The 21819-nt window shown below is 66.2% G+C and carries 20 protein-coding genes; 12 read left to right on the top strand and 8 right to left on the bottom strand.

Annotated features, from left to right (window positions below):
• Positions 1-7 precede the first annotated feature (7 nt).
• The 6 genes from ACETK3_RS16915 to ACETK3_RS16890 form a co-directional block, all read right to left on the bottom strand.
• Entirely contained in the window at positions 8-1315 is a 1308-nt protein-coding gene (locus ACETK3_RS16915; protein ID WP_373993231.1) for an acyltransferase, read from the bottom strand.
• Positions 1316-1401: 86 nt separating this feature from the next.
• Entirely contained in the window at positions 1402-1806 is a 405-nt protein-coding gene (locus tag ACETK3_RS16910; RefSeq protein ID WP_236800757.1) for a DUF1304 domain-containing protein, read from the bottom strand.
• 116 nt (positions 1807-1922) lie between these two features.
• Positions 1923-2774, bottom strand: a complete 852-nt coding sequence (locus ACETK3_RS16905) for a class II fructose-bisphosphate aldolase (RefSeq protein WP_373993230.1) — start codon at positions 2772-2774, stop codon at positions 1923-1925.
• Entirely contained in the window at positions 2774-4240 is a 1467-nt protein-coding gene (locus ACETK3_RS16900; RefSeq protein ID WP_236821109.1) for a GntP family transporter, read from the bottom strand. Before ACETK3_RS16900 ends, ACETK3_RS16905 begins: the two co-directional genes overlap by 1 nt.
• Before the next feature lie 186 nt (positions 4241-4426).
• Positions 4427-5326 carry an NAD(P)-dependent oxidoreductase gene (locus tag ACETK3_RS16895; protein ID WP_236800753.1) on the bottom strand — a complete coding sequence of 300 codons (900 nt, stop codon included), beginning with the start codon at positions 5324-5326 and terminating at the stop codon, positions 4427-4429.
• A 39-nt stretch (positions 5327-5365) separates the two neighbouring features.
• Positions 5366-6856 carry a four-carbon acid sugar kinase family protein gene (locus tag ACETK3_RS16890; protein ID WP_237429665.1) on the bottom strand — a complete coding sequence of 497 codons (1491 nt, stop codon included), beginning with the start codon at positions 6854-6856 and terminating at the stop codon, positions 5366-5368.
• 168 nt (positions 6857-7024) lie between these two features.
• On the opposite strand from ACETK3_RS16890, the gene ACETK3_RS16885 reads away from it, so the two are divergent.
• Positions 7025-7729 carry a FadR/GntR family transcriptional regulator gene (locus ACETK3_RS16885; protein WP_236800750.1) on the top strand — a complete coding sequence of 235 codons (705 nt, stop codon included), beginning with the start codon at positions 7025-7027 and terminating at the stop codon, positions 7727-7729.
• A 132-nt stretch (positions 7730-7861) separates the two neighbouring features.
• The gene (locus ACETK3_RS16880; RefSeq protein ID WP_018769638.1) at positions 7862-8074 is read left to right on the top strand and encodes a dodecin; all 213 of its coding nucleotides are present in this window, start codon (positions 7862-7864) and stop codon (positions 8072-8074) included.
• A gap of 74 nt (positions 8075-8148) precedes the next feature.
• On the opposite strand, the gene ACETK3_RS16875 is transcribed toward ACETK3_RS16880, so the two are convergent.
• Positions 8149-8355, bottom strand: a complete 207-nt coding sequence (locus ACETK3_RS16875) for a hypothetical protein (protein ID WP_056331347.1) — start codon at positions 8353-8355, stop codon at positions 8149-8151.
• Positions 8356-8506: 151 nt separating this feature from the next.
• Positions 8507-9406: a helix-turn-helix domain-containing protein gene (locus ACETK3_RS16870; RefSeq protein WP_236800748.1), complete on the bottom strand. Its 900-nt coding sequence runs from the start codon at positions 9404-9406 to the stop codon at positions 8507-8509.
• Positions 9407-9627: 221 nt separating this feature from the next.
• On the opposite strand from ACETK3_RS16870, the gene ACETK3_RS16865 reads away from it, so the two are divergent.
• From ACETK3_RS16865 to ACETK3_RS16820, 10 genes are all read left to right on the top strand, one after another.
• On the top strand, positions 9628-10449 hold the full coding sequence (locus ACETK3_RS16865) for an aldo/keto reductase (RefSeq protein WP_373993229.1): 822 nt from the start codon (positions 9628-9630) through the stop codon (positions 10447-10449).
• 53 nt (positions 10450-10502) lie between these two features.
• Positions 10503-11474 (top strand): aldo/keto reductase, encoded by a 972-nt coding sequence (locus ACETK3_RS16860; RefSeq protein WP_236821105.1) that lies wholly within the window; start codon positions 10503-10505, stop codon positions 11472-11474.
• Entirely contained in the window at positions 11468-12490 is a 1023-nt protein-coding gene (locus ACETK3_RS16855) for an NAD-dependent epimerase/dehydratase family protein (RefSeq protein WP_373993228.1), read from the top strand. The genes ACETK3_RS16860 and ACETK3_RS16855 overlap by 7 nt, the downstream gene beginning before the upstream one ends.
• Positions 12491-12572: 82 nt before the next feature.
• Positions 12573-13298, top strand: coding sequence for a TetR/AcrR family transcriptional regulator (locus tag ACETK3_RS16850; RefSeq protein WP_373993227.1), 726 nt, complete (start codon positions 12573-12575; stop codon positions 13296-13298).
• A 161-nt stretch (positions 13299-13459) separates the two neighbouring features.
• Complete coding sequence (locus tag ACETK3_RS16845; protein ID WP_373993226.1) at positions 13460-14716, top strand: acyl-CoA dehydrogenase family protein; 1257 nt, start codon at positions 13460-13462, stop codon at positions 14714-14716.
• Positions 14717-14746: 30 nt separating this feature from the next.
• The gene (locus ACETK3_RS16840; protein WP_237429659.1) at positions 14747-15943 is read left to right on the top strand and encodes an acetyl-CoA C-acetyltransferase; all 1197 of its coding nucleotides are present in this window, start codon (positions 14747-14749) and stop codon (positions 15941-15943) included.
• A 24-nt stretch (positions 15944-15967) separates the two neighbouring features.
• Positions 15968-17524 (top strand): long-chain fatty acid--CoA ligase, encoded by a 1557-nt coding sequence (locus ACETK3_RS16835; protein ID WP_373993225.1) that lies wholly within the window; start codon positions 15968-15970, stop codon positions 17522-17524.
• Positions 17525-17971: 447 nt separating this feature from the next.
• Positions 17972-20353: a rhamnogalacturonan lyase gene (locus ACETK3_RS16830; protein WP_373993224.1), complete on the top strand. Its 2382-nt coding sequence runs from the start codon at positions 17972-17974 to the stop codon at positions 20351-20353.
• Positions 20354-20388: 35 nt separating this feature from the next.
• Complete coding sequence (locus ACETK3_RS16825) at positions 20389-21222, top strand: aldo/keto reductase (RefSeq protein WP_373993223.1); 834 nt, start codon at positions 20389-20391, stop codon at positions 21220-21222.
• 132 nt (positions 21223-21354) lie between these two features.
• Positions 21355-21621: a GlsB/YeaQ/YmgE family stress response membrane protein gene (locus tag ACETK3_RS16820; protein ID WP_142131436.1), complete on the top strand. Its 267-nt coding sequence runs from the start codon at positions 21355-21357 to the stop codon at positions 21619-21621.
• The last annotated feature ends 198 nt before the right edge of the window (positions 21622-21819 follow it).

The following is a 21819-nucleotide window of genomic DNA, read 5'->3' as shown; positions in this document are numbered from 1 at the left end:
ACTGGCACTACTTCACCCCGCTGGCAATGCCCCTCCTCCCCCTCTTCCGCCGGTCACCCAGCGGGACGCCAGCGAGCAGAAGGGTCGCCACGAAGAAACAGACAGCGCCTGCTGCGAGCAGTCCCAGTGACAGTCCGTTAAGGGCGGCGTCCGCAACGGGGATGAAGACCACCACGACGCCGGCCCCCGCCAAGGCGGGCCGGCAGCGGAAGGCGTGCATCGCCGTCGTCCGTTCCTCCAAATGGCCAAAGGCCGCCACCACCGGCAAAAGCAGGAGGACCAGCGCAAGGACAACCAGGGGCCGGGACCACCACCAGGCGGCCGTGCCGGAACCGGGTTTGGGGATCGGGGCCAGGAGCAGCAGCCCGGACATGCCTGCCAGAAGCGGCAGGTGCCACAGGTACACGGTCAGGGACCTCGCCCCGGCCAACGCCAGCAGCCGGCTGATCCAGCCCACTTCGGCCAGCTGCACCAGGAACGGCCGCGCCAGTTCCATCACGGCCAACTGCGCGACACCCAGGATCACCAGGGTCAGGTTTGGCGGGTTGAGGTTGACCAGCATGTTTCCCCGATACAGTCCCAACCCGGTCACCAGGCCCAGCAGCAGGTGTGCCGCCATGGCGACGCCCAGCAGCCCCGAGCGGGAAAGGCGGGAAAAGCAGCCGTCGGCAGCCAGGAACCCCAACTGCTGGACCGCGCACCACACGAAAACCAGGTTGGCGTTGGCAAGGTCAGGCAGGGCGCCCCGCAGGCAGTCCACAACAACCACCAGCCCGGCGAGCAGGCCGAAGGTCAGCCAGGGGGCCCGGGCATGCAGCGCCGCCAGGACCGGGATGTTCAGCTGCGCCGCGAGGTACGCGGCGAGGAACCACAGGGGCATGGCTGCGCCGGCGGCAATCAGTTGGATTACCTGCTGGTCCACGCCGAGCACGCCTGCCACGGACAAGCCCGCTACCATCGTGGCAAGCAAGGCTGTTGCCGGGCGGACCAGGCGCAGGAGCCGGGCCCGGACGAACTGTGCCGCCGTGCCGCCGCCAGCCTTGAGCCGGCGCCAGGACTGCAGTCCGGTGATGCCGCCGGTGACGAAGAACAGGGGCATGACCATAAAGATCCAGATAACGGGCTCGAACCAGCGCTGATCACCCAAGGTGTTTTCTGTGGTCACCGTGCCGTCCGGGTGCAGGACCGGGCTGACCATCATGGAGTGCCCCACCACCACCAGCGCCAGGCAGATGAAGCGCACAAGGTCGATGGCCGGATCACGGTTCGCCGTGTCCGGCACTGAATCTGACCCCCGCCTGCCGGTGTTGTGCACGGGTCCTACAAGCGCTCGAGGCTGCCCACGGCACTATTGTGCCCCCGTTGCCCGTCCTGGCTAAGGACCTTGGGCCCCTTCTGCCGCTATTGCGACACGGCCAGCAGGCCCAGAACGACGGCGAGCAGGGGCGCGCTGCCCTGGGTCACGGCTGCGCGGAGGTACTTGCGCCCGGTGATGGCCAGGACCGCGGCCGCCAGCAGCATGGACCCGCAGCAGCTGAAAACCAGGGTCCACCCCGCCACGGACTGCGCCGACCCTTGGCCGCCAGCGGCTGCGAGCCCGATGCCGGCAAACGCCCCAACGGCCAGGAACAGGTTATAGAAGCCCTGGTTGTAGGCCATGGGTTTTGTAGTCTCCGCATCGGACTGCGAGGCGATCCCGAAGCGTTTCCAAGTTGCCGGCCGGGTCCAGGTGAGCGACTCCATCGTGAAAATGAAGACGTGCAGCGCCGCGGCAAGGAAGGCAAAAAGAAGGGAGGCCAGGACCATTGCTCGATCCTAGCCTCCTGTTGAACCCCGGTCTCGCCCCGCAATCCGGCGGAGGCACAAAAAAGGAGGCCAGGACCGGCTGCTTGATCCTGGCCTCCCGCTTGTGGAAGATTCAGCTACCGTGCCAGCGTGGCCAGCGTGGTGGCGGCAAAACCCTTCGCCGACTGGTTCCACAGCGACAGCAGGCCCTGCAGGTTCTCCCCGTCCGCGCGGTGCGCCGGAAGCTGGTCCTGGAGGGTGGCCAGCACGCCGGTCCGCAGTTCGGTGTTGAAGTTGACCTTGCCAACGTTCATGGCCGCCGCCTTGACCAGCTCCTCCGTCGGAATGCCGGAGGCGCCGTGCAGCACCAGGGGGATGTGGATCCGCGCCGCGATGTCCTGCAGCACGTCCCAGCGCAGCTTCGGCTCGCCCTTGTACTTGCCGTGGACGTTGCCCACCGCGACGGCCAGCAGTTCCGCGCCTGTGCGGGAGACGAAGTCCTCCACCTGCGCGGAGTCCGTCAGGCCGGCCACGTCCACGCCGGACTGGTCTGCTCCGAAGGCGCGGTCCTCGTCCCCTGCCAGGCCGCCGAGTTCTGCTTCGAGCACCACCTCGGCCCCCAGGAGCGCACGGGCTGCCTGGACCAGCGCAATGTTGTCCCCGTAAGGAAGGGACGAACCGTCGGCGAGGACGGAATCCGCCCCTGCCTTGACGGCGTCGGCCATGACGTCCAGGTCCGATGCGTGGTCAAGCTGCACCGCGACCGGTACCGAGGCAGCATCGGCCAGGCCGCGCAGCGCGTTGATGAGGCGGAGGCCGTTGGCGGTGGCGGCGGTCTTGGGTGCCACCAGCAGGATCACGCCACGGCCGGCTTCTTCTGCCGCGCCCACCACCGCCAACGCGGTGGTGAAGTCGTAGCAGGTGAAGGCGGGTACTGCTGAACCCTGCTGCAGGGCGGAGGTGACCAGGTGGTCCAGTCTGGTATGCATTAGGCGCCCAAGCCTCCTACCAGGATCCAGGCGACGAAGGTCAGCAGGAAGCCGGCCACGCCGAGGATGGTGGTCAGGACGGTCCAGGTCTTCAGGCCGTCGGACACTGTCAGGCCGTAGTAACGCACCACCACCCAGAAGCCGGCGTCCGTCACGTGGGACAGGCCCAGGGCGCCGAAGCCGATGGCGATGACGATCACTGCGATTTGCGCCGGGCTGTAGCCGCCGCCGCTGACCGCTGCGGACAGCAGGCCGGTGGTGGTTACGATGGCCACGGTCGCCGACCCCTGGGCCGCACGCAGCGCCAGCGAGATGATGAAGCCGAGCAGCAGCAGCGGCACGCCAAGGGTGTCCAGCGTCTTGGAGAGCGCTCCGCCAATGCCGGATACCTGCAGCACGTTGCCGAACACGCCGCCGGCAGCCACCACCATGAGGATGGAGGCGATGGGCGGCAGCGAGCCCTCGAAGATCTCACCGGTTTCCTTGAAGGACCAGCCGCGGCGGACGGCCAGCAGGAAGAAGGACAGCGCCACGGCCACCAGCAAGGCCAGGAACGGGTTGCCCACGAATGCCGCGAGGCCGTACAGCGGGTGGGACTTGGGGAGGATGAGGGTGCCAACGGTGCCGAGCAGGATCTGCACAATGGGCGCTGCGATGAGGAAGATGATCAGGCCAGGCCGCGGCGGCGCAATGGCCGCGGCACCGGGTCCGTCGTGGCCAACCTTCACCAGCGACTTGGAGCCGAATTCCTCCACCTGCGTCTTCACGGCCGGCAGCAGCTCGTAGTCCTTGCGGTTCATGATGGACGCAACCCAGTAGGACAGGAAGCCCAGCGGCACGCAGATCAGCAGCGAGATCAGGGCGATAAGTCCAATGTCGGCACCCAGCACGCCGGCGCCTGCCACGATTCCGGGATGCGGCGGGACTGCCACGTGGATGGCGAGCATGATGCCGGCCATCGGCAGGCCGAACTTGACCGGGTGGACTTTGGCGATCTTGGCGAAGGCGTACACGATGGGCACCAGCACGATGATGCCCACCTCGAAGAAGACGGGGATGGCCACCAGGAAGCCGACGGCGGTCAGCGCCACTGCCACACGGCGGGCACCCAGCTTGCGGGTGAAGTGGTCGGCCAGTGACTGGACGCCGCCGGACACCTCGATCATGCGGCCCAGGATGGCGCCGAGCGCGATCAGGATGGCCACCTTGCCCATGGTGCTGCCCACGCCGCCGGAGACCACGGTGAAGATGTCCTGAAGCGGGATGGTTGCCGCCACGGCCACCAGGATGCTGACGGTGAGCAGGGCCACGAAAGCCTGGATCTTGAAGCGGATGATCATCACCAGCAGGATGGCGATGCCCACTGCTGCGATAGTGAGCAGCAGCGGGGTGCCCAGCTCAACGGCGGGTTTGATGGCCGGGGCGTCGGCCGCCCGCTGTATCAGCGGATTCAGAAGGTGGTTCACGGGGAGGTGTCTCCTTTGACGTGCCGGCCTGGGGGCAGGCGGGCAGCACGGAATGGCGGGGTGGGGATAAACGTTGCGGGACTGCGCCGGCAACGCTGGGAGGTAACGACGACGGCGGAGGGGGGACCGCCGTCGTCGTACCTTTTTGCCGCAAGGGCAGGAGGATGGCTTAGTTGGCGCGCTGGCTTACTTGGCGCGCTTGGTGGGGGCGACCACCTTGATGACCGCGGAGTCATCGGCGGCGGCGAGGCCCTGCGCCTGGCCCAGCAGGTAGAGCTGCTCGGCGGCGGCGGCAACGGGGGCTGCCAGGCCGGCGGCGCGGGCGGCCTTGCCCACGATGCCCATGTCCTTGACGAAGATGTCCAGGCGGGACAGGACCTCGGCGCCCTCCTCGTTGTAGGCCTCAAGGATGCGCGGGCCGCGGTTGGAGAGCATGAAGGAGCCGGCCGCGCCGGCTTCCAGGGCGGCGAGGGTCTTGGCCTGGTCCAGTCCCAACGCGTCGGCCAAGGCAAGGGCCTCGGCGGCGGCGGCGATGTGGACGCCGCACAGGAGCTGGTTGACGGTCTTGAGGGCCTGGCCGTCGCCGGGGTTGTCACCCACCACGGTGAGCGTGGAGGCCAGCAGCTCCAGGGCGGGGGCTGCCTTTTCGCGGGCCTCGGGGGAAGCGCCGACGACGATCAGCAGGTCGCCTTCACCGGCGCGCTTGGGCCCGCCGGACAGCGGGGCGTCCACCAGGTCCACGCCGTATTCGGCGAGCTTGGCGACCGTTGCGGGGATGGCGTCGGTGCCCACGGTGCTGCCGAGGATGACGACGGCGCCAGGCTCCAGTACCGGGGCCACGCCGTTCTCGCCGAAGAGGACATCGTTGAGCTGCTCGCCGTTGCGGACGGCCAGGAGCACGGCATTGGCACCCTTGGCGGCTTCGCGGGCGCTGGAGAAGGTGGCGATGCCGGCTTCTTCGGCAAGCTTGAGGCGGGCTTCGGCGATGTCGAAGCCGTGGACGGTCAGCTGGGTGGCCAGGCGGGTGGCCATGGGCAGGCCCATGGCGCCGAGGCCCAGGACGGTGACGGTGTAGTTGCTGGTCATGGTGTTTCTCCGTTGAAGTCTTGCGGGCTGGGGCGGGGACTAGAAGGTTGTGCTGAGTTTGCGGGTGACCTGGGCCAGGGAGTCGTCGTCGCCTACGTTGCCGGCGAAGACGATGTAGGGGATGCCCTTGGCGGGTCCGTCCACCGGTTCCCAGAGGGAGACGATGCCGGGCAACATGGGGCCGCGGACAATCGCGTGGCGGATTTCCAGGCCGTGCGCTGCCACGTCGGAGGACGTGATGCCGCCCTTGGCGATGACGAACCGGGGCGGGAAGGTCTTCAGGGTGCGGTTGACGACGTCCACGACGGCGGCAGAGACCGTGCGTGCAATGCGGAGGCTTTCGGCGGGGTCGTCGGTCTTGATGAGCAGCCGGCTGGTGTGGACGATGACGTCGCCGGTGCGGAGGGCTTCAACCACTGCGTCCACGGTTTGGTCCAGGTGGGCCTTGGCTCCCGCCTCATCGGCGAGGAGCTTTTCGACATCGATCTCGATGATGCGTGCTGAGCTGTGTTCCGCCGTGAGGATATTGAGCTGGCGCGTTGTGAGGCCCACGTGCGATCCCACCACGATCAGGCCGCCGGCCTCTGATGGGGTGTTGCCCTCGTATGCTTCTTCCCCGGTCAGTGCAGCGCGGACTTCCTGGCCGATGCGGCCGCGGACGAAGGGCGGGCCAACGCGGTACAGGAGTTTCTTGCCGCGGCGTTCTGCTTCTTCCAGGCCCAGGGCCAGCGCGCGGAAGTCATTCTCGGTGACGATGTCCGCAACGATCGGAGTGGAGTTGGTGGCCGGCTCGATGGCGTCGGCGATGGCCTTCGCGGAGATGGCGGGGTCCTGCGCGGAAGCACCGGCGCGGATGATGTTCAGGTCCAGGACGATCACGGAGTCGGCGGGGAACCGGCCTTGGGACTTCTCTGCGATGTAGTCGGCCATGACGGAGGTGCTGAAGCCGAAGGATGCGTCCTTGGCAAACTCGGTTTCGGAGACCGGGACCAGGGTGCCGTCAGCGCCGCGCATGTAGTGGACCCCGCCAATGGTGACGCGGCCGGCGTCCGGGAACGCCGGAACCAGCACAACACCGTCGGTCTTTTCCCCGCTGGCCTCGGCCACCGTCGCCGCGATGACGTCCGGTTCCAGGGGATAGTGGCCGCGGAGGGTGGAGTCGCTGCGGCTGACGAAGCCGAGGCGCAGCTTTTCCTGCTGCCCTGCTGCGGCCAGCGCATTGCGGACCACTTCCTCATTGCGGGCTGCCGCTTCTGCCGGGTCGAGGCTGCGCGTGTTGGTCAGGACGTAAACGGCGGGCTTGGCGGTGCTCTGCGCAATGTGCGCAAAGGCCCAGGCGAAGTCTTCCACGTCCCAACGGGTGAGCACGGGCAGGTCTGCGACGGACTGCGTACCGGTGGGATCGTCGTCGAGCACTACCAAGACGCGGGGAACCTCCGCATTGGAAGCGGCAAGCGTGCCGGCTACGAGCCCAGCTTGGATCTCGAGGTCCGCCGGATAGGCGGCCAGAACGTCTGCTTCATACGTCACAGTGCACTCCGTTGTGTAGCGATCCAGGGTGGCGGATCCAGATGTAAAGGTAACTGTAAGATGTCTGACATCTTGCATTTGAAGTTAGTGTGGCACACGGCATAGAGACGCGCAAGTAGACTTGTCTGACATATCCGCCGGAAGCCGGAAGCAGGAATCGGGGGCAACATGGCAAGGAAGTCGCTGGTCGGCGTGGTGGCCGACGAACTGCTGGACCGCATCATCGAAGGCGAGTTCCCGCCCGGCTCCACCGTTCCCGGCGAGCACGAACTCAGCGCCCGCCACGAGGTCAGCCGCATGACGGTCCGCGAAGCGATGAAGACCCTCCAGGCCCAACGCATCCTGAGCGTGGAGCGCGGCCGCGGAACATTCGTCAATCCCCTGAGCCGCTGGGCCTCACTCGAAGCCGTCCTGCGCGCAGCATCGGAGGGCAAGAACGACGCCGATGCCTCCATCCAGCTCATCGAACTCCGCCGCATGCTCGAAACGGGCGCCTGCGAGCTTGCCGCCGGACGGATTGCCGAAGAGGACATCACTGCCCTCTTCAATTACGTCTCGGCAATGAAGGCCGCGCACAGCATCAACGACGTCGCGTCCTTTGTGGAGGCGGACCTCGCCTTCCATGACGTCATCCTGCGCGCCTCCGGCAACGTCTTCGTGTCGGTCCTGTTTGAGCCGCTGCATCGGGTCCTGGAAAAGCGAAGGACCGAAACTTCCGCCGTTCCTGAAATCCAGGAGCACGCCATTGGCCATCACCAGAACATCGCCGAAGCCCTTCAGTCCCGCGACGCAGTGCGGTCCCGGGAGGCCATGGACGCCCACATGCAGCAGACCCTGGACGACCTCAAGCAGCTGGTGCTGGAAACCAAGTAACCCCTCCCCTCGAGGTCCGGGGCGGGAAGTGGGTCCCCTAATTGCCCTTGACCCTGTTCAACGCTCCAAGTGTCCTACTAGGCTTCAGGGACGGCCCGCAACCGGGAGCATCGACGATCACGAGGAGCGAAGTTGTCCAACCACACGTACAGCATTTCTGAAATTGTCGGCACCTCCACCCAGGGCGTGGATGACGCCGTCCGCAACGGCATTGCCAAGGCGTCCCAGACCCTGCGGAACCTCGACTGGTTCGAGGTCAAGGAGGTCCGCGGCCACCTGGAGGACGGGAAGATCGCGGACTGGCAGGTCACCATCAAGATCGGTTTCCGTTTGGAAGAGCACTAGTTAAAGCAACCGGCCCGCAGCCAATACGTCCGTGTCGACGTTGGCCGCGGGCCGTTTTCGCTTATAAGCAGGCCTCAGTTTGCCGTCCCAGGGCTGCGCCGTCGCCAGACCGTGGGGACGCCGTCGAACGCGGGAAAAACGTGGCCCTCGAAGAAGGACAGCACCGTGTGGGGATCGAGGTCCGGGCTCCAAAGACCGGAGGCAGGGCAGTGCGAACCGGTGGCGGTGGAGGCGGCGCCGGCGGATGCCTGGCGTTCCTTCAGCAGGGCGATGCGTTTCATCGTTGAGACCATCCTGGGGTGACAAAAAGTGGGCGGAAAAGCACGTACTCCCACCCTAGGAAAGGGCGCACGCCGCACCAATGGGCGGCTGGCCAGAATCAACCCCTCCTGCTGGACGAATGTACAGTCACGCGCCGCCCTGACCGGCGGATCAGCCCACCTCGCCGCTTTCCGCAACGACGGCAGCGTCGTGTTCCATGCCGAGGTCCGGGCCCGCGCCAAGGCTGCCCAGCAGGGCCAGGGCGTCCGACGACGGCGATCCCGGCCGGGCCGAGTACACCCGGAGTGTCTGGTCGGGGTCCTCCGGCAGGACAAGGTTTTCAAAGTTCAGTTCCAGGTCGCCCACCGAGGGGTGGTGCAGCCGGACGGTGCCGGCAGCGCGGGTTGCCACCCGGTGTCCGGCCCACCACTGGCGGAAGTGTTCACTGTGGACCGCCAGCTCACCCACCAGGTGGTTCGCCTGGGGATCGTTGGGGTGCCGGCCCACGTCCAGGCGGAGAGATCCGGCCGCTTCGGCCGCCACCGTTTTCCAGTCCCGGAACAGTTCCCGGGCGGCGGGATCAAGAATGGTCCAGCGGGTGAGGTTACGCTCCGCGGGCGGCAGCGCCGGGAAATCGGTGAACAGCAGGAATGCCATCCTGTTGCCGGCCAGGACGTCGTTGCGGCGGCCCAACACCAGAGCCGGCACTTCCCCCACCGCGTCAAGCAGTTGGCGCAGCGCCGGCCGGACACCCTGTGCTGCAGCGGCACCGGGTTCACGGGGAGCACTGGCGCAGTTCTCAAGCAGGTCCAGCATGTGCGCGTGCTCGCTGCTGTCCAGGCGCAGCGCCCGGGCCACCGCGTCCAGGACAGTCCGGGACGGGTGGATATTGCGGCCCTGTTCCAGCCGGACGTAGTAATCCGTGCTGACGCCGGCCAACCGCGCCACTTCCTCGCGCCGCAGGCCGGGGACCCGTCGGGCACCCGTGCTGGGGCCCGTCCCGGCGACCTCCGGACTCAACCGGGACCGCATGGCTTTGAGGAATTTTCCGAACTCGGCGCTTTGACCCATGCAGACCATTCTGCCTGCGTTGGGGTCCCCGCTCTACAACGAAGGTAGGACTGGCAGTCCTAGGAAAAACAGGAACAGCTTTGCCTGCTGACTTGGGGACCAAAAGTGCATAGGCTCAGGAGTGAGCCGGTGGAAACCGCTTTCTCATCTGTCGAGCAGCCGGCACCGATTTTCCAGCACCTCATCTTCCAGCCACACCCTCCCAGAGAAGGAGCACACCCATGTCAGAGCTGACACTCAACAATGGCGTCACCATCCCGCAGCTTGGCTTCGGCGTTTTCCAGGTCCCGCCGGAAGACACCCAGCGGACCGTGGAGGATGCGCTCGAGGCAGGCTACCGCCACATCGATACCGCCGCGGCCTACCGGAACGAGGCAGGAGTGGGGGCAGCACTGGCCGCCACCGGCATCGCCCGCGAGGAAATCTTCGTCACCACCAAGCTCCGCAACGGCGAGCAGGGCAGGGCACAGGAAGCATTCCAAAACAGCCGCAAGGCGCTGGGCCTGGACTTCATCGACCTCTACCTCATCCACTGGCCCGTCCCCTCCCAGGGGCTTTTCGTCCAGGCGTGGAAGGAGATGGAGCGGCTCTACGAGAACAAGGAGATCCGTGCCATTGGCGTCTCCAACTTCCTCTCGGACCACCTGGACACCCTGCTGGAATCCGCCGAAACTGTGCCGGCCGTGAACCAGATCGAGCTCCACCCCAGCTACCAGCAGGCAGACCTGGCGGCCAAGTGCCGCGGCCTGGGCATTGCCGTCGAGGCCTACAGCCCCCTTGGACAGGGCGGAGACCTCAACGGAAACGCCGTCACCGAAATCGCTGCTGCGCACAACGCCACCACTGCCCAGGTGGTGCTCGCCTGGCACCTTGCCAACGGAAACATCGTCATTCCCAAGTCGGCCAACCCGGACCGCATCCGCGAGAACTTCGCGGCTTCATCCCTGACGCTCTCCCGGGACGAACTGGCCGCCATCACGGCGCTGGAGTCCGGCGCCCGCATTGGTTCCGATCCCGCCGTCGCCTCCTTCACCCAGATGTAGGGACCTGCAGGCTCAACCTCTGCCTGCCGGCTCCCCCACCGAAAGGATTTTCCATGCAGTACACCCACTTGGGCCGCTCCGGCCTGAAAGTCTCCCGCCTCTGCCTGGGCACCATGAACTTTGGGCCGCAAACGGAAGAAGCGGACGCCCACAGCATCATGGACTCCGCCCACGAGTCAGGCATCAACTTCTTCGACACCGCCAACGTATATGGCGGCGTTGACCACCGCGGCTGGACCGAGGAAATTATCGGACGCTGGTTCGCCAAGGGCGGCGAGCGCCGCGAGCACACCGTCCTGGCCACCAAGCTCTACGGCACCATGACGGACCGTCCCAACGAGTCCAAGTTGTCAGCACTGAACATCCGCCGGGCCCTGGACGCAAGCCTCAAGCGCCTGCAGACCGACTACATCGATGTGTACCAGTTCCACCACATCGACCGCGACACCCCGTGGGACGAAATCTGGCAGGCCATCGAGGTGGCAGTGCAGCAAGGGAAGATCCTGTACTCAGGCAGCAGCAACTTTGCAGGCTGGCACATCGCACAGGCCCAGGAAGCCGCCCGACGCCGCAACTACAACGGCCTGGTCAGTGAACAGTCCATCTACAACCTGTTCCGCCGCGAGCTCGAACTGGAGGTCATCCCGGCGGCACAGCAGTACGGCCTGGGCCTGATCCCCTGGTCACCGCTGCAGGGCGGGCTGCTGGGCGGCGTGCTGAAGAAGGAACGCGAGGGCGTGCGGCGCACCGAAGGACGGGCCGCCGAAACGCTGAAGAAGCACCAGGACCAGATCCGCCAGTACGAGGACTTTGCCGACGAGCTGGGCCACGAACCCGGCGACGTCGCCCTGGCGTGGCTCCTGCACCAGCCCGCGGTCACGGCTCCGATCGTGGGCCCCCGCACCCAGGAACAACTGGATGCCGCCATCCGCGCCCTGGACGTCTCGCTTGACGAAGACGCGCTTAAGCGCCTGGACGACATCTTCCCGGGACACCGCACGGCGCCGGAAGACTACGCGTGGTAACCCAATTCGCTGCCGATACGGTGGCGCCGAGGAGCATCCTGTTCATCGGTGGCACGGGAGTCATCAGCGCGGCGGCGGCAGAGCGTGCCGTCGCGCTGGGGCACCGGCTGACCATCCTGAACCGCGGCCAGTCCACCCGGCCTGTCCCGGAGGGCACGGAAGTGCTCCACGCCGACGTCCGTGATGCAGCGGCCGTCCGGGAGGTGCTGGGCGGCAGGGAGTTCGACGCCGTCGCGGACTTTATCTCCTACACCCCCGACCAGGCGCAGGCCAGCATGGAGCTGTTCCGGGAGCGGACCGGGCAGTACGTCTTTATCAGCTCCGCCTCCGCCTACCAGAAGCCGCCCACCAGGCTGCCGATCCGTGAGTCCACGCCGTTGAAGAACCCCTTCTGGGAGTACTCCCGGAACAAGATCGCGTGTGAGGAGCTGCTCTTCCGGGCCTTCCGGGAGGATGACTTTCCCCTGACGGTCATCCGGCCATCGCACACCTACGACCGCACCAAGATCGCCATGGTGGGCGGCTGGACGGACATCCACCGCATGCGCAACGGCCTTCCGGTCATGGTCCACGGCGACGGCACCTCGCTGTGGACGCTGACGCACAGCAAGGACTTCGCCAAGGCCTTCGTCGGCCTGCTCGGCAGGCCGCAGGCGGTGGGCGAGAGCTACACCATCACCTCGGACGAGTACCTGCCCTGGAACCAGATCTACCAACTGTTCGCGCGGGCAGCGGGGGTCCGGGAACCCGAACTGGTACATGTGGCATCCGAAACCATCGCCACCCATGACGAGGAACTGGGTTCCAACCTCCTGGGCGACCGGTCCCACTCGGTGGTCTTTGACAACACCAAGATCAAATCGCTGGTGCCGGACTACACCGCCACCATCCCGTTCGCGGACGGCGCCCGGGAGATTATTGAGTGGTACGACAGCCACCCGGAACTGCAACAGGTGGACGAGGCCTACATGCAGCTTTCCGACAAGCTCACCGGCTGGGCGCGCCAGGGAGCCTGAGCCCACGGACTCCGCCGCAACTGGCCTGCCACCCTCCGATGGCAGGCCAGTTGCGCAGGGCGGCTGTGCTACATTTCGGCGCATGACTTCGCCCCCTTCCAACCAGCCCGCGGACGGGCATCCCGCCGACGGGCCTGTCGCCGCAGCCATCGGGCTCCTGGCGAAGCAGGGCTTCGATGCCACGTCGGTCGAGGAGCTCGCGGAAGCGTCGGGGATGAGCCGCAGCACGTTCTTCCGCAGGTTCGGGTCGAAGGAGGACGTGGTCTTCGCGGATCATGAGCGGATCCTGCGCCAGGTGAATGACCGGCTCGCCGAATCAAGGCTTGAGCCGCTCGCCGCCGTTGCGGACGCCGCCCTGTTGGTCTTCGAGCACCACCTGCGGAATCCGGCAACGTCCAGGGCCCGCTACGGGCTGCTGCAGGCAGTCCCGGCCCTTCGCGACCGGGAACTGGTCACGTCCCACCGCTACGAGCGGGCATTCCTGCAGTTCCTCAATGACCGGCTGTCCGGGAAGGGGCGGCACGAGTACAAGGCCGTCGCCTTCGCCGCGGCCGTAGTGGCCGTGCACAACGCCTTCCTCCGCCAGTGGCTGCGCACCACCCCGAAGGCCGGGGACACTACTGCGGCAGACAAGAACAGGGCGGCAGCCCTCGCCGCAGAACTCCAGGTCCTGTCGGATACGTTCCGGCCTGCGCTCCTCGGTTCCCCCGCCCCCTCCCAACCAGCCCCGACCGTCGTCGTGACCGTCCTTCCCGGCCCTGCCGACAGGGAAGCCATCGCCCAGGCGGTCCGGGACGCCCTGCCCTAGCAAAATTCCCTACCAGCCCTCGTGGTACGCAGTTTCTTGACGTGGAACTCCGTTTCATTGCATCCTTGTTCAATGTGGCGCGAGCCACACTGCCCGGCAGTTCCGCCGCCGCTGATTTAAAAGGCAGTTCCGCCGCCGCTGATTTAAAAGGATGCAAATACATGACGACGACGTCCCCCACCCGGGTGCCCGCCAGCGCCAAAAGTCCCACCAGCTTTCCCGGCGGCACGGTGGAACCGGACTACATCCTCACCGAGGCGCTGGGCACCGACCCGGCATCCGTCCTTACCGGCGTCACCGATGGAGACCGTGCCTACTGGGACCGCGCCCGCAGCTTTGTCCAGAATGAGGTCCTCCCCGTCATCGATGGCTACTGGGAACGCGGCGAGTACCCCCTGCATCTCCTCCAGCGCCTTGGCGAACTGGACCTGCTGCGCGACGGCGTTGCGGTGGAGGGCTATGCACCCATGAGCAGCATGGCCGCCGGCCTGGTGAACATGGAGCTCAGCCGCGGCGATGGCTCCGTGGCCACGATGGTGGCAGTGCAGGGCGGCCTTGCCCTGCGGTCCGTCGCGGAATGCGGCTCCCCGGAGCAGAAGGAGCGCTGGCTCCCGACGATCGCCGGCGGCGCGGAATACGCAGCCTTCGCCCTCACCGAACCCACCCACGGCTCCGACTCCGTCGCCCTCGAGACGACGGCCACCCGCACCGACGGCGGGTTCCTGCTCAACGGTGAAAAGAAGTGGATCGGCAACGGCTCAGTAGGCGGCGTCAGCATCGTCTGGGCCCGGGGCGAGGACGGCCAGGTCCATGGCTACCTGGTTCCACAGGACTCCTCCGGCTACACTGCCACCAAAATCGAAGGCAAGCTGGCCCTCCGAGCCATCTGGCAGGCGCACATCCGGCTGGAGGACGTCTTCGTCCCGGAAGAGAACGTCCTGCCTGGCGCCCGCACCTTCAAGGACACGGCCCGCGTCCTGTTGGCGACCCGGCTGGGCGTGGCCTGGTCCGCCGTCGGGCATGCCACTGCGTGCTACGAAACGGCCGTCCAGTACGCCAAGCAGCGCAAGCAGTTCGGCCGGCCCCTGGCCGCCTCCCAGATCGTGCAGGAACGGCTGGCCCGGATGCTCAGCGAACTGGCCACCATGCAGCTGATGGTGGTTCAGATGACCCGGCTTGATGAAGCCGGAACACTCACGCCCGAGCAGGCGTCGCTGGCCAAGTACACCTGCACCCGCACCGCGCGCGGTATTGCTTCCAACGCGCGCGACCTGCTGGGCGGCAACGGCATCCTGCTGGAAAACCGCGTGGCGCGGCACCTCGCCGACATCGAGGCCATTCACACCTACGAAGGTACCGAGACCATGCAGGCCCTCATCATCGGGCGCGGCATCACCGGCACTTCCGCCTTCGCGTAACCCCGCCCAACACCTTCGAAAGGATTGTTCTTGAACCAGAACGCCAACATCCCCGTCATCCTGGGCGGCGCCCGCACCCCGTTCGGCCGGTTCCGCGGCGGCCTCACGCCCTTCTCCTCCAGCGACCTCGGAGCGCACGCCATCCGGGCCGCCCTGGAACGGACCGGTGTGGCACCGGAGCTGATCGGTGCCGTCATCGTGGGACAGGTCATCCAGGCCGGTGCCGGACAGGGTCCCGCCCGCCAGGCCAGCCTGGCCGCGGGAATCGGCTGGGACGTCCCCACCATCACCATCAACAAGCTTTGCCTGTCCGGATTGACTGCCGTCATCGACGCTGCGCGGATGATCCGGACCGGGGAAGCGGACTTCATTGTGGCCGCCGGCCAGGAGTCCATGACCAACGCACCGCACCTGGTCCCCGGCCTCCGCGCGGGCGTGGTCATCGGCGATGCCCCAATGCTGGACTCGCTGAACCATGACGGACTGCAGGACCCGGTCACCGGCAAGCTGATGGGCGAGGCCACCGACGCCGGGAACACCGAACGCGGCATCACCCGTGAGGAGCAGGACGCCGTGGCGGCACGCTCCCACCAGCGCGCCGACGCTGCACGCGCTGCCGGGGTGCTGGCCGATGAGATCGCGCCGATCCAGGTGCCGCAGCGCAAAGGTCCGGCCGTCACCCTTGAGCACGATGAAGGCATTCGCCCCGAAACCACCGCGGAGTCCCTGGCGCAGCTGCGCCCGGCGTTCTCCAAGGCGGAGACGGCCACCATCACCGCGGGTTCGTCGTCGCCACTCTCCGACGGCGCGGCCGCCCTGGTCATTGCCAACAAGGCGGCGGCTGAAGCCGCAGGCCTGGAATGGATCGCCGAGATCGGCGCCCACGGCCAGACCGCCGGCCCGGACGGATCGCTGCACTCCCAGCCCGCCAGGGCCATCGAGCGGGCGCTGAAGGTCCAGGGACTCACGGTCCAGGAGCTGGATTTGGTGGAAATCAACGAAGCCTTCGCCTCCGTCCTCATCCAGTCCGCCAACGACCTCGGTATTGAAGCCGAAGCCGTGAACGCCGAAGGCGGCGCCATTGCCCTGGGCCATCCAGTGGGAGCATCGGGGGCGCGGCTGGTGCTGCACCAGGCGCTGGCCCTGAAGCGCCGCGGCGGCGGCACCGGCGTCGTGGCCCTCTGTGGCGGCGGCGGCCAGGGTGACGCCCTGATCCTCACAGCATGACCCACCCCGACGAAGAAGCAGGCCATGACAAACACGAACTCCGCTGACGGCTTCGCCACCATTTCGGTGGCAGCCGTGCTGGCTGAATCAGCCAAAAGGACTCCCGACAGCATCGCCCTGGTGGTGGGTGAGGAGCAGGTCAGCTACGGCGACCTGTGGCGCCAGACCCGCGCCTATGCCGGCGCACTGAGGGCGCGCGGCGTCGGCCCTGGAGACGCCGTCGCCGTCCTGATCCCGAACGTTCCGGACTTCGCCCGGGTGTACTACGCCATCCTGTCGCTCGGTGCCATCGTTGTGCCCGTGCATGCCCTGCTCAAGGCGCGCGAAATCGAGTACGTCCTGCAGGACAGCGGCGCCAAGCTGCTGATCTGCGCCGCTCCGCTGCTCGGGGAGGGGGCAGCGGGTGCCACGGCCAGCGGAATCGACGTGCTGACGGTGATGGCTCCCGACGACGGCGGGTTCCCCCGGCTGGAAGCGGAAGCTGCGGACGCGGAGCCCATCCGGACGTGCGAACCGTGCCGCCCCTCGGACACGGCCACCATCCTCTACACCTCGGGCACCACCGGGAAACCGAAGGGCGCGCTGGGCACCCACTTCGCCCTGGTGGAACAGACCAGCACCCTGCTGACCAGCGTGATGGACTTCCAGCCCGGCGATGTCCTGTTCGGCGGCCTGCCGCTCTTCCACACCTTCGGCCAGACGGTGGTCCTCAACACCGGGCTGCGCGCCGGCGTCACCATCGTCCTGATGCCGCGGTTCACCGGCGAGGACGCCCTGAAACTGCTGGCCAAGCACAACGTCAACATCTTCATCGGGGTGCCCACCATGTACGTGGCGCTCCTGGAAGCCGCCAAGACCGTACCGGACCGGCCGGCCGCCCTGCGGTACGGCATCTCCGGCGGTGCATCCCTTCCGCTGGCCGTCATGGACAGGTTCCGCGACGTCTATGGCGTGGAGATCCACGAAGGCTACGGCCTGACGGAGACGTCGCCGGTGGCCGCCTTCAACCACGTTGGCACCGCACCCCGGCCGGGCACCATTGGGATCCCGATCTGGGGTGTTGATATCGAAATTGCCAGGCCCGAGGTGGTGGACAGCATTGAGCTGCTTCCCAACGGCGAATTGGGTGAGCTGGTCATCCGAGGCCACCTGCTGATGAAGGGCTACCTGAACCGGCCCGAGGCAACGGCGGAGGCCGTGGTGGACGGTTGGTTCCGCAGCGGGGACCTTGGAACAAAGGACGACGACGGTTACCTCACCATCGTGGACCGCAAGAAGGACATGATCATCCGGAACGGCTACAACGTCTACCCGCGGGAAGTGGAGGAGATCCTCCTGACGCATCCCGCTGTGGTCAGTGCCGCCGTGTACGGGATCCCGGACGAGGTGCACGGCCAGGAGATCGCGGCAGCCATCGTGCTGGACGCCGGAGCAAGTGTCACCGAGGCGGAGTTGATCGACTTCGCCAGCGCACAGCTGGCCGCCTACAAGTACCCCCGGGTGGTCCGCATACTCTCCGAACTCCCCCTGGGGCCCAGCGGAAAGATCCTCAAGCGCAAGCTTGCCGAGGACCCGGCCTAGTAGGTACGGCTGCCGTACCGGGCCCGACAAGTCCAGGCATTGCCCGCCAGGCGCGGGACACCTGGCTGGCACGAGTGGCACCGCGCGGCGTGGAGGTGGGGCGCTTGATCCGGAGGGCCGGCTGCAAAAGCAGCAGGCCCTCCGGACTTCTACAACGTTCTAAATACCCTCTCCGCGCCAGGAAAACAAGGCTTCCCCTACCCCTCCCCCCACCGCTAGATTGCTGGGGAAGCGTTTTCCGGTCTCAAAATTGAAAGGATTCATTGATGAATCCACACCTTACCCCCGTTCGCCTGCTCTCCGTGGGCGCCGCCGGCCTGGCACTTGCGGTCGGATGCCTCGCAGCCCCGGCCTCCGCCGTCGGCCCCTCCCCCCAAGCCTGATAGTCCCGGCATCCAACTGGACCATCTTGACCGTGGCCTGGTCGCCGCCGGCACCTCCGAGGGCGTGTTCCTCAGCTGGCGGCTGCTGGGCACCGAGGCAACCGGCTCCTCCGCCACCGGCCTTACCGGCACCGACTTCAACGTCTACCGGGACGGCCAAAAACTGGCCACCGTCACGGACAGCACCAACTTCCTGGACCGGGCTGGAACGGCGGGGTCGGCCTACCATGTGCGGGCCGTCGTCGGAGGCGTCGAGGTGGACCGAAGCGCCACTGCCACGCCGTGGGGCAGCAACTTCAAGGACATTCCGCTCAAGAAGCCTGCCGACGGCGTCACCCCGGGCGGCCAGGCCTACGCCTACTCCGCCAATGACACCTCCGTGGGGGACGTGGACGGCGACGGGCAGTATGAGTTCATCGTCAAATGGGACCCAAACAACTCCAAGGACGTCTCGCAGGTGGGCTACACGGGCAACACCTACGTCGACACCTACAAGGCAGACGGGACGCTCCTCAGCCGCATCGACCTGGGCGTCAACATCCGCTCGGGCGCGCACTACACCCAGCTGCTGGTGAACGACTTCGACGGCGACGGCCGGGCGGAGATGATGATGAAGACGGCCCCGGGGACCAAGAGCACCAGCTTCAACGCGGACGGCAGCGTGGCGGCCAGCTCGTTTATCTCCCTGCTTCAATCCGATATCGAAGCCGGCTACTCCAACACCGACGACTACCGCATGAGCGCGGCGGATTACTACCAGCACATGGTGAAAACCTTCCAGGGCTGGACCGGGCACCCGGAGGTCAAGGCAGGCCGCTGGCCTGCCACCCTTGAGGAAGCCTTTGGCATCGCCCCGCAGTACAAGTACCCGCTCTCCCAGGCTGACGCGGAAAAGCTCACCGACTACTTCATGGACGTCTACGCCCCGTCCCGCAGTGCACGCAACAACCTGCGCGCATTTGAGGGCTTCATCGTGTCGGGACCGGAATACCTGACCGTGTTCGAAGGCGCCACGGGCAAGGAACTTAAGACGGTGGCCTACACCCCGGGGCGCACGGATGACGGCCTGATGTGGGGCGACTATGCCATGGCGCGGATTGAGCCGGGGAACCGTGTGGACCGGTTCCTTGCCGGCGTTGCGTACCTGGACGGGCAGAAGCCGGCGGCGGTCTTCGCCCGCGGTTACTACACGCGCACCACCCTCGCCACTTACACCTGGGACGGATCCAACCTTTCGCCTGTCTGGAACGTGGACTCAGGCTGGACGCCCATGACCAACCCGTTCAACGACTCTCCGCACGGCCGGGACGGAACAGACCCCACGTACGGGAAGCTCACCACGCAAGGTTTCCATTCCCTGAGCGCCTCCGACGTGGACGGTGACGGCAAGCAGGAGATTGTGTACGGGTCGGCAACGCTCGACGACGACGGCTCGGTTTTGTACACGTCCTTCGACACCCTGCCGGCAGGCAGTGCGTCACCCGGCCAAGAGGCCCGGCTGGGCCACGGCGACGCCATGCATGTGACCGACATCGACCCCAACCGGCCCGGCAAGGAAATCTTCACCGTCCACGAGGGAGCGGCGTACGCCCCCTACGGCTACGCCATGCGGGACGCGGCCACCGGGGAGGTCCTGTTCGGAGCCTACTCCGGCAAGGACACGGGCCGCGGCATGATCGGCGACGTGGACCCGTCCGTCCCCGGCATTGAAAACTGGGCCATCGGCATGCAGTCCGCCGACGGCCGGAAGCTGTCCAGCAGCGCACCGGGAACCAACATGAGCATCAAATGGGCCGCGGACATGACCACCCAAGTCATCAACGGCTCCGGGGACCAGACCCCCACCATCGATGACTGGAAGCGCGGCCGGGTGCTCACGGCGGACGGTACCCGCACCAACAACAGCACCAAGGGAACTCCCAGCCTGGTGGCGGACATCATGGGCGACTGGCGCGAGGAAATGGTGGTCCGGACGGCGGACAGCTCGGCCCTGCGGATCTACCTGAGCACAGAAGTGACCAACCACAAGCTCTACACCCTGATGCATGATCCGCAGTACCGCGCCGAGGTAGCGCGCCAGAACACGGCCTACAACCAGCCTGCCTACACAGACTTCTACTTCGCGTCCGACATGAAGTTCGGCAACGTCCCGCTGCGCAGCGCGTGGCTTCCGGGCAGCATTAAGGCCCTGCAGGACATCCTGGCGGACCTGGTGGAGTCAGGGGACGTTTCCGGTCCGGTGGCGAGCCAGCTTGGCACCAGCGTGCAGCAGGCGGCAAAGGCGGTCCAGGACCGTAACCCGGCCAAGGCGGGCCAGGCCGTGCAGCGGTTCGTGGACTTCCTTGCGCAGCAGAAGAACCCGGATACGGTATCAAATACGGCCCGGGTGTCGCTGGAGTACAACGCCGGCAATATCCTGAGGGCATTCTCGAATGCCGGGCAGTGAGAGCCGGGACCGCCGATACAGGGGAGACTGATGGCATGACACTTGCACCGCTCATCGAACTCAATGACGGCAACAGGATTCCGCAGCTGGGGCTTGGCACCTGGCCGCTGGACGACGAACAGGTGGCAGCCGCCGTCGTACAAGCCGTGGAAGCCGGGTACCGGCACATCGATACCGCTGTGAAATACGGCAACGAACGCGGGGTTGGCAACGGCATCCGCGCCAGCGGCGTGGACCGCAGCGAGCTGTTTATCACCACCAAGCTGGACGGCGAGTTCCAGGGCCACGACCGCGCCGTGGCCGGCCTGGAGGGATCACTGAAGCGCTTGGGGCTTGACTATGTGGATCTTCTGCTGATCCACTGGCCGCTCCCCGGCCGGGACCAGTACGTTTCCACCTGGCAGACGTTTGAACGGCTGCAGGCCGAGGGGAAGGTCCGGTCCATCGGGGTGTCCAACTTCAAGCCTGCCCACCTTGAGCGGCTCATGGCGGAAACCGACGTGGTTCCGGCGGTGAACCAGATCCAGCTCAGCCCTGCAATCACCCGGACTGCTGAGCGCGAATTCCACGCCCGGCATGGGATAGTTACGGAGTCCTACAGTCCTTTGGGCGGCTCGGGAGCAGATTTGCTCAGTGCTCCCGTCCTTTCCCAACTGGCCGAAAAGCATGGAAAAACGCCTGGCCAACTCGTCCTGCGATGGCACATACAAAACGGATTGGTAACGATTCCCAAGACGGCTTCTCCGGAGCGTATGGCCGAGAACCTGGACGTGTTCGATTTCGCCCTGGACCCGCAGGATCTAGCGGAACTTTCGGTCCTGGACGAGGGTCCCGGCGCGGGCAACGACTCGGACAAAACGGGGCACTAAAACGGGCCCAAACAGCACTTTTTTCCTAAAACAGGGTTGGCAAAAAGATAGTAAGCATGATTACTATTGAGCCAGAAGGACGAAGTGCCTCCCGAACATGGGGGCCTCCTTTACTTTGGAAGAGAGCGACAAATGGGATTTATTGCATTTCTGATTCTCGGACTTATCGCCGGCGCGATTGCTAAGGCAATCCTTCCGGGACGTCAGGGTGGCGGCTGGATCATCACCATGGTGCTGGGTGTCGTAGGCGCACTGCTCGGTGGTTGGATCGGTGGCGCCCTGTTCGGCGGCGGACTGCAGGAGTTCTTCTCGCTGCAGACCTGGCTGCTGGCGATTGTTGGCTCGCTGATCGTTCTTGCGATCTATGGCATGGTCACCAAGCGCGGCGCACGCGGCTAATAACTGCAAACGCCAGGAAGCCGGCCTGGGGACACCATCCCCGGGCCGGCTTTCACTTTCTCCGGCCGGGGCCATCATGGCGGCTCTTCGTGGTTGATGGTGAAACAGGTTCGTGTCTTGAAAGCTGAAGGGCTCGTAGCCCTGCTGTGATGGATGTTCTCTACGCATTCATCAAGTCAGGAGCTACGAGCCTTGATC

The sequence above is a fragment of the Arthrobacter sp. E44 genome, assembly GCF_041877125.1.
GTDB lineage: Bacteria > Actinomycetota > Actinomycetes > Actinomycetales > Micrococcaceae > Arthrobacter.
Note: the sequence above shows the minus strand (reverse complement) of the source record. Positions and strands in the feature narration are given on the sequence as shown.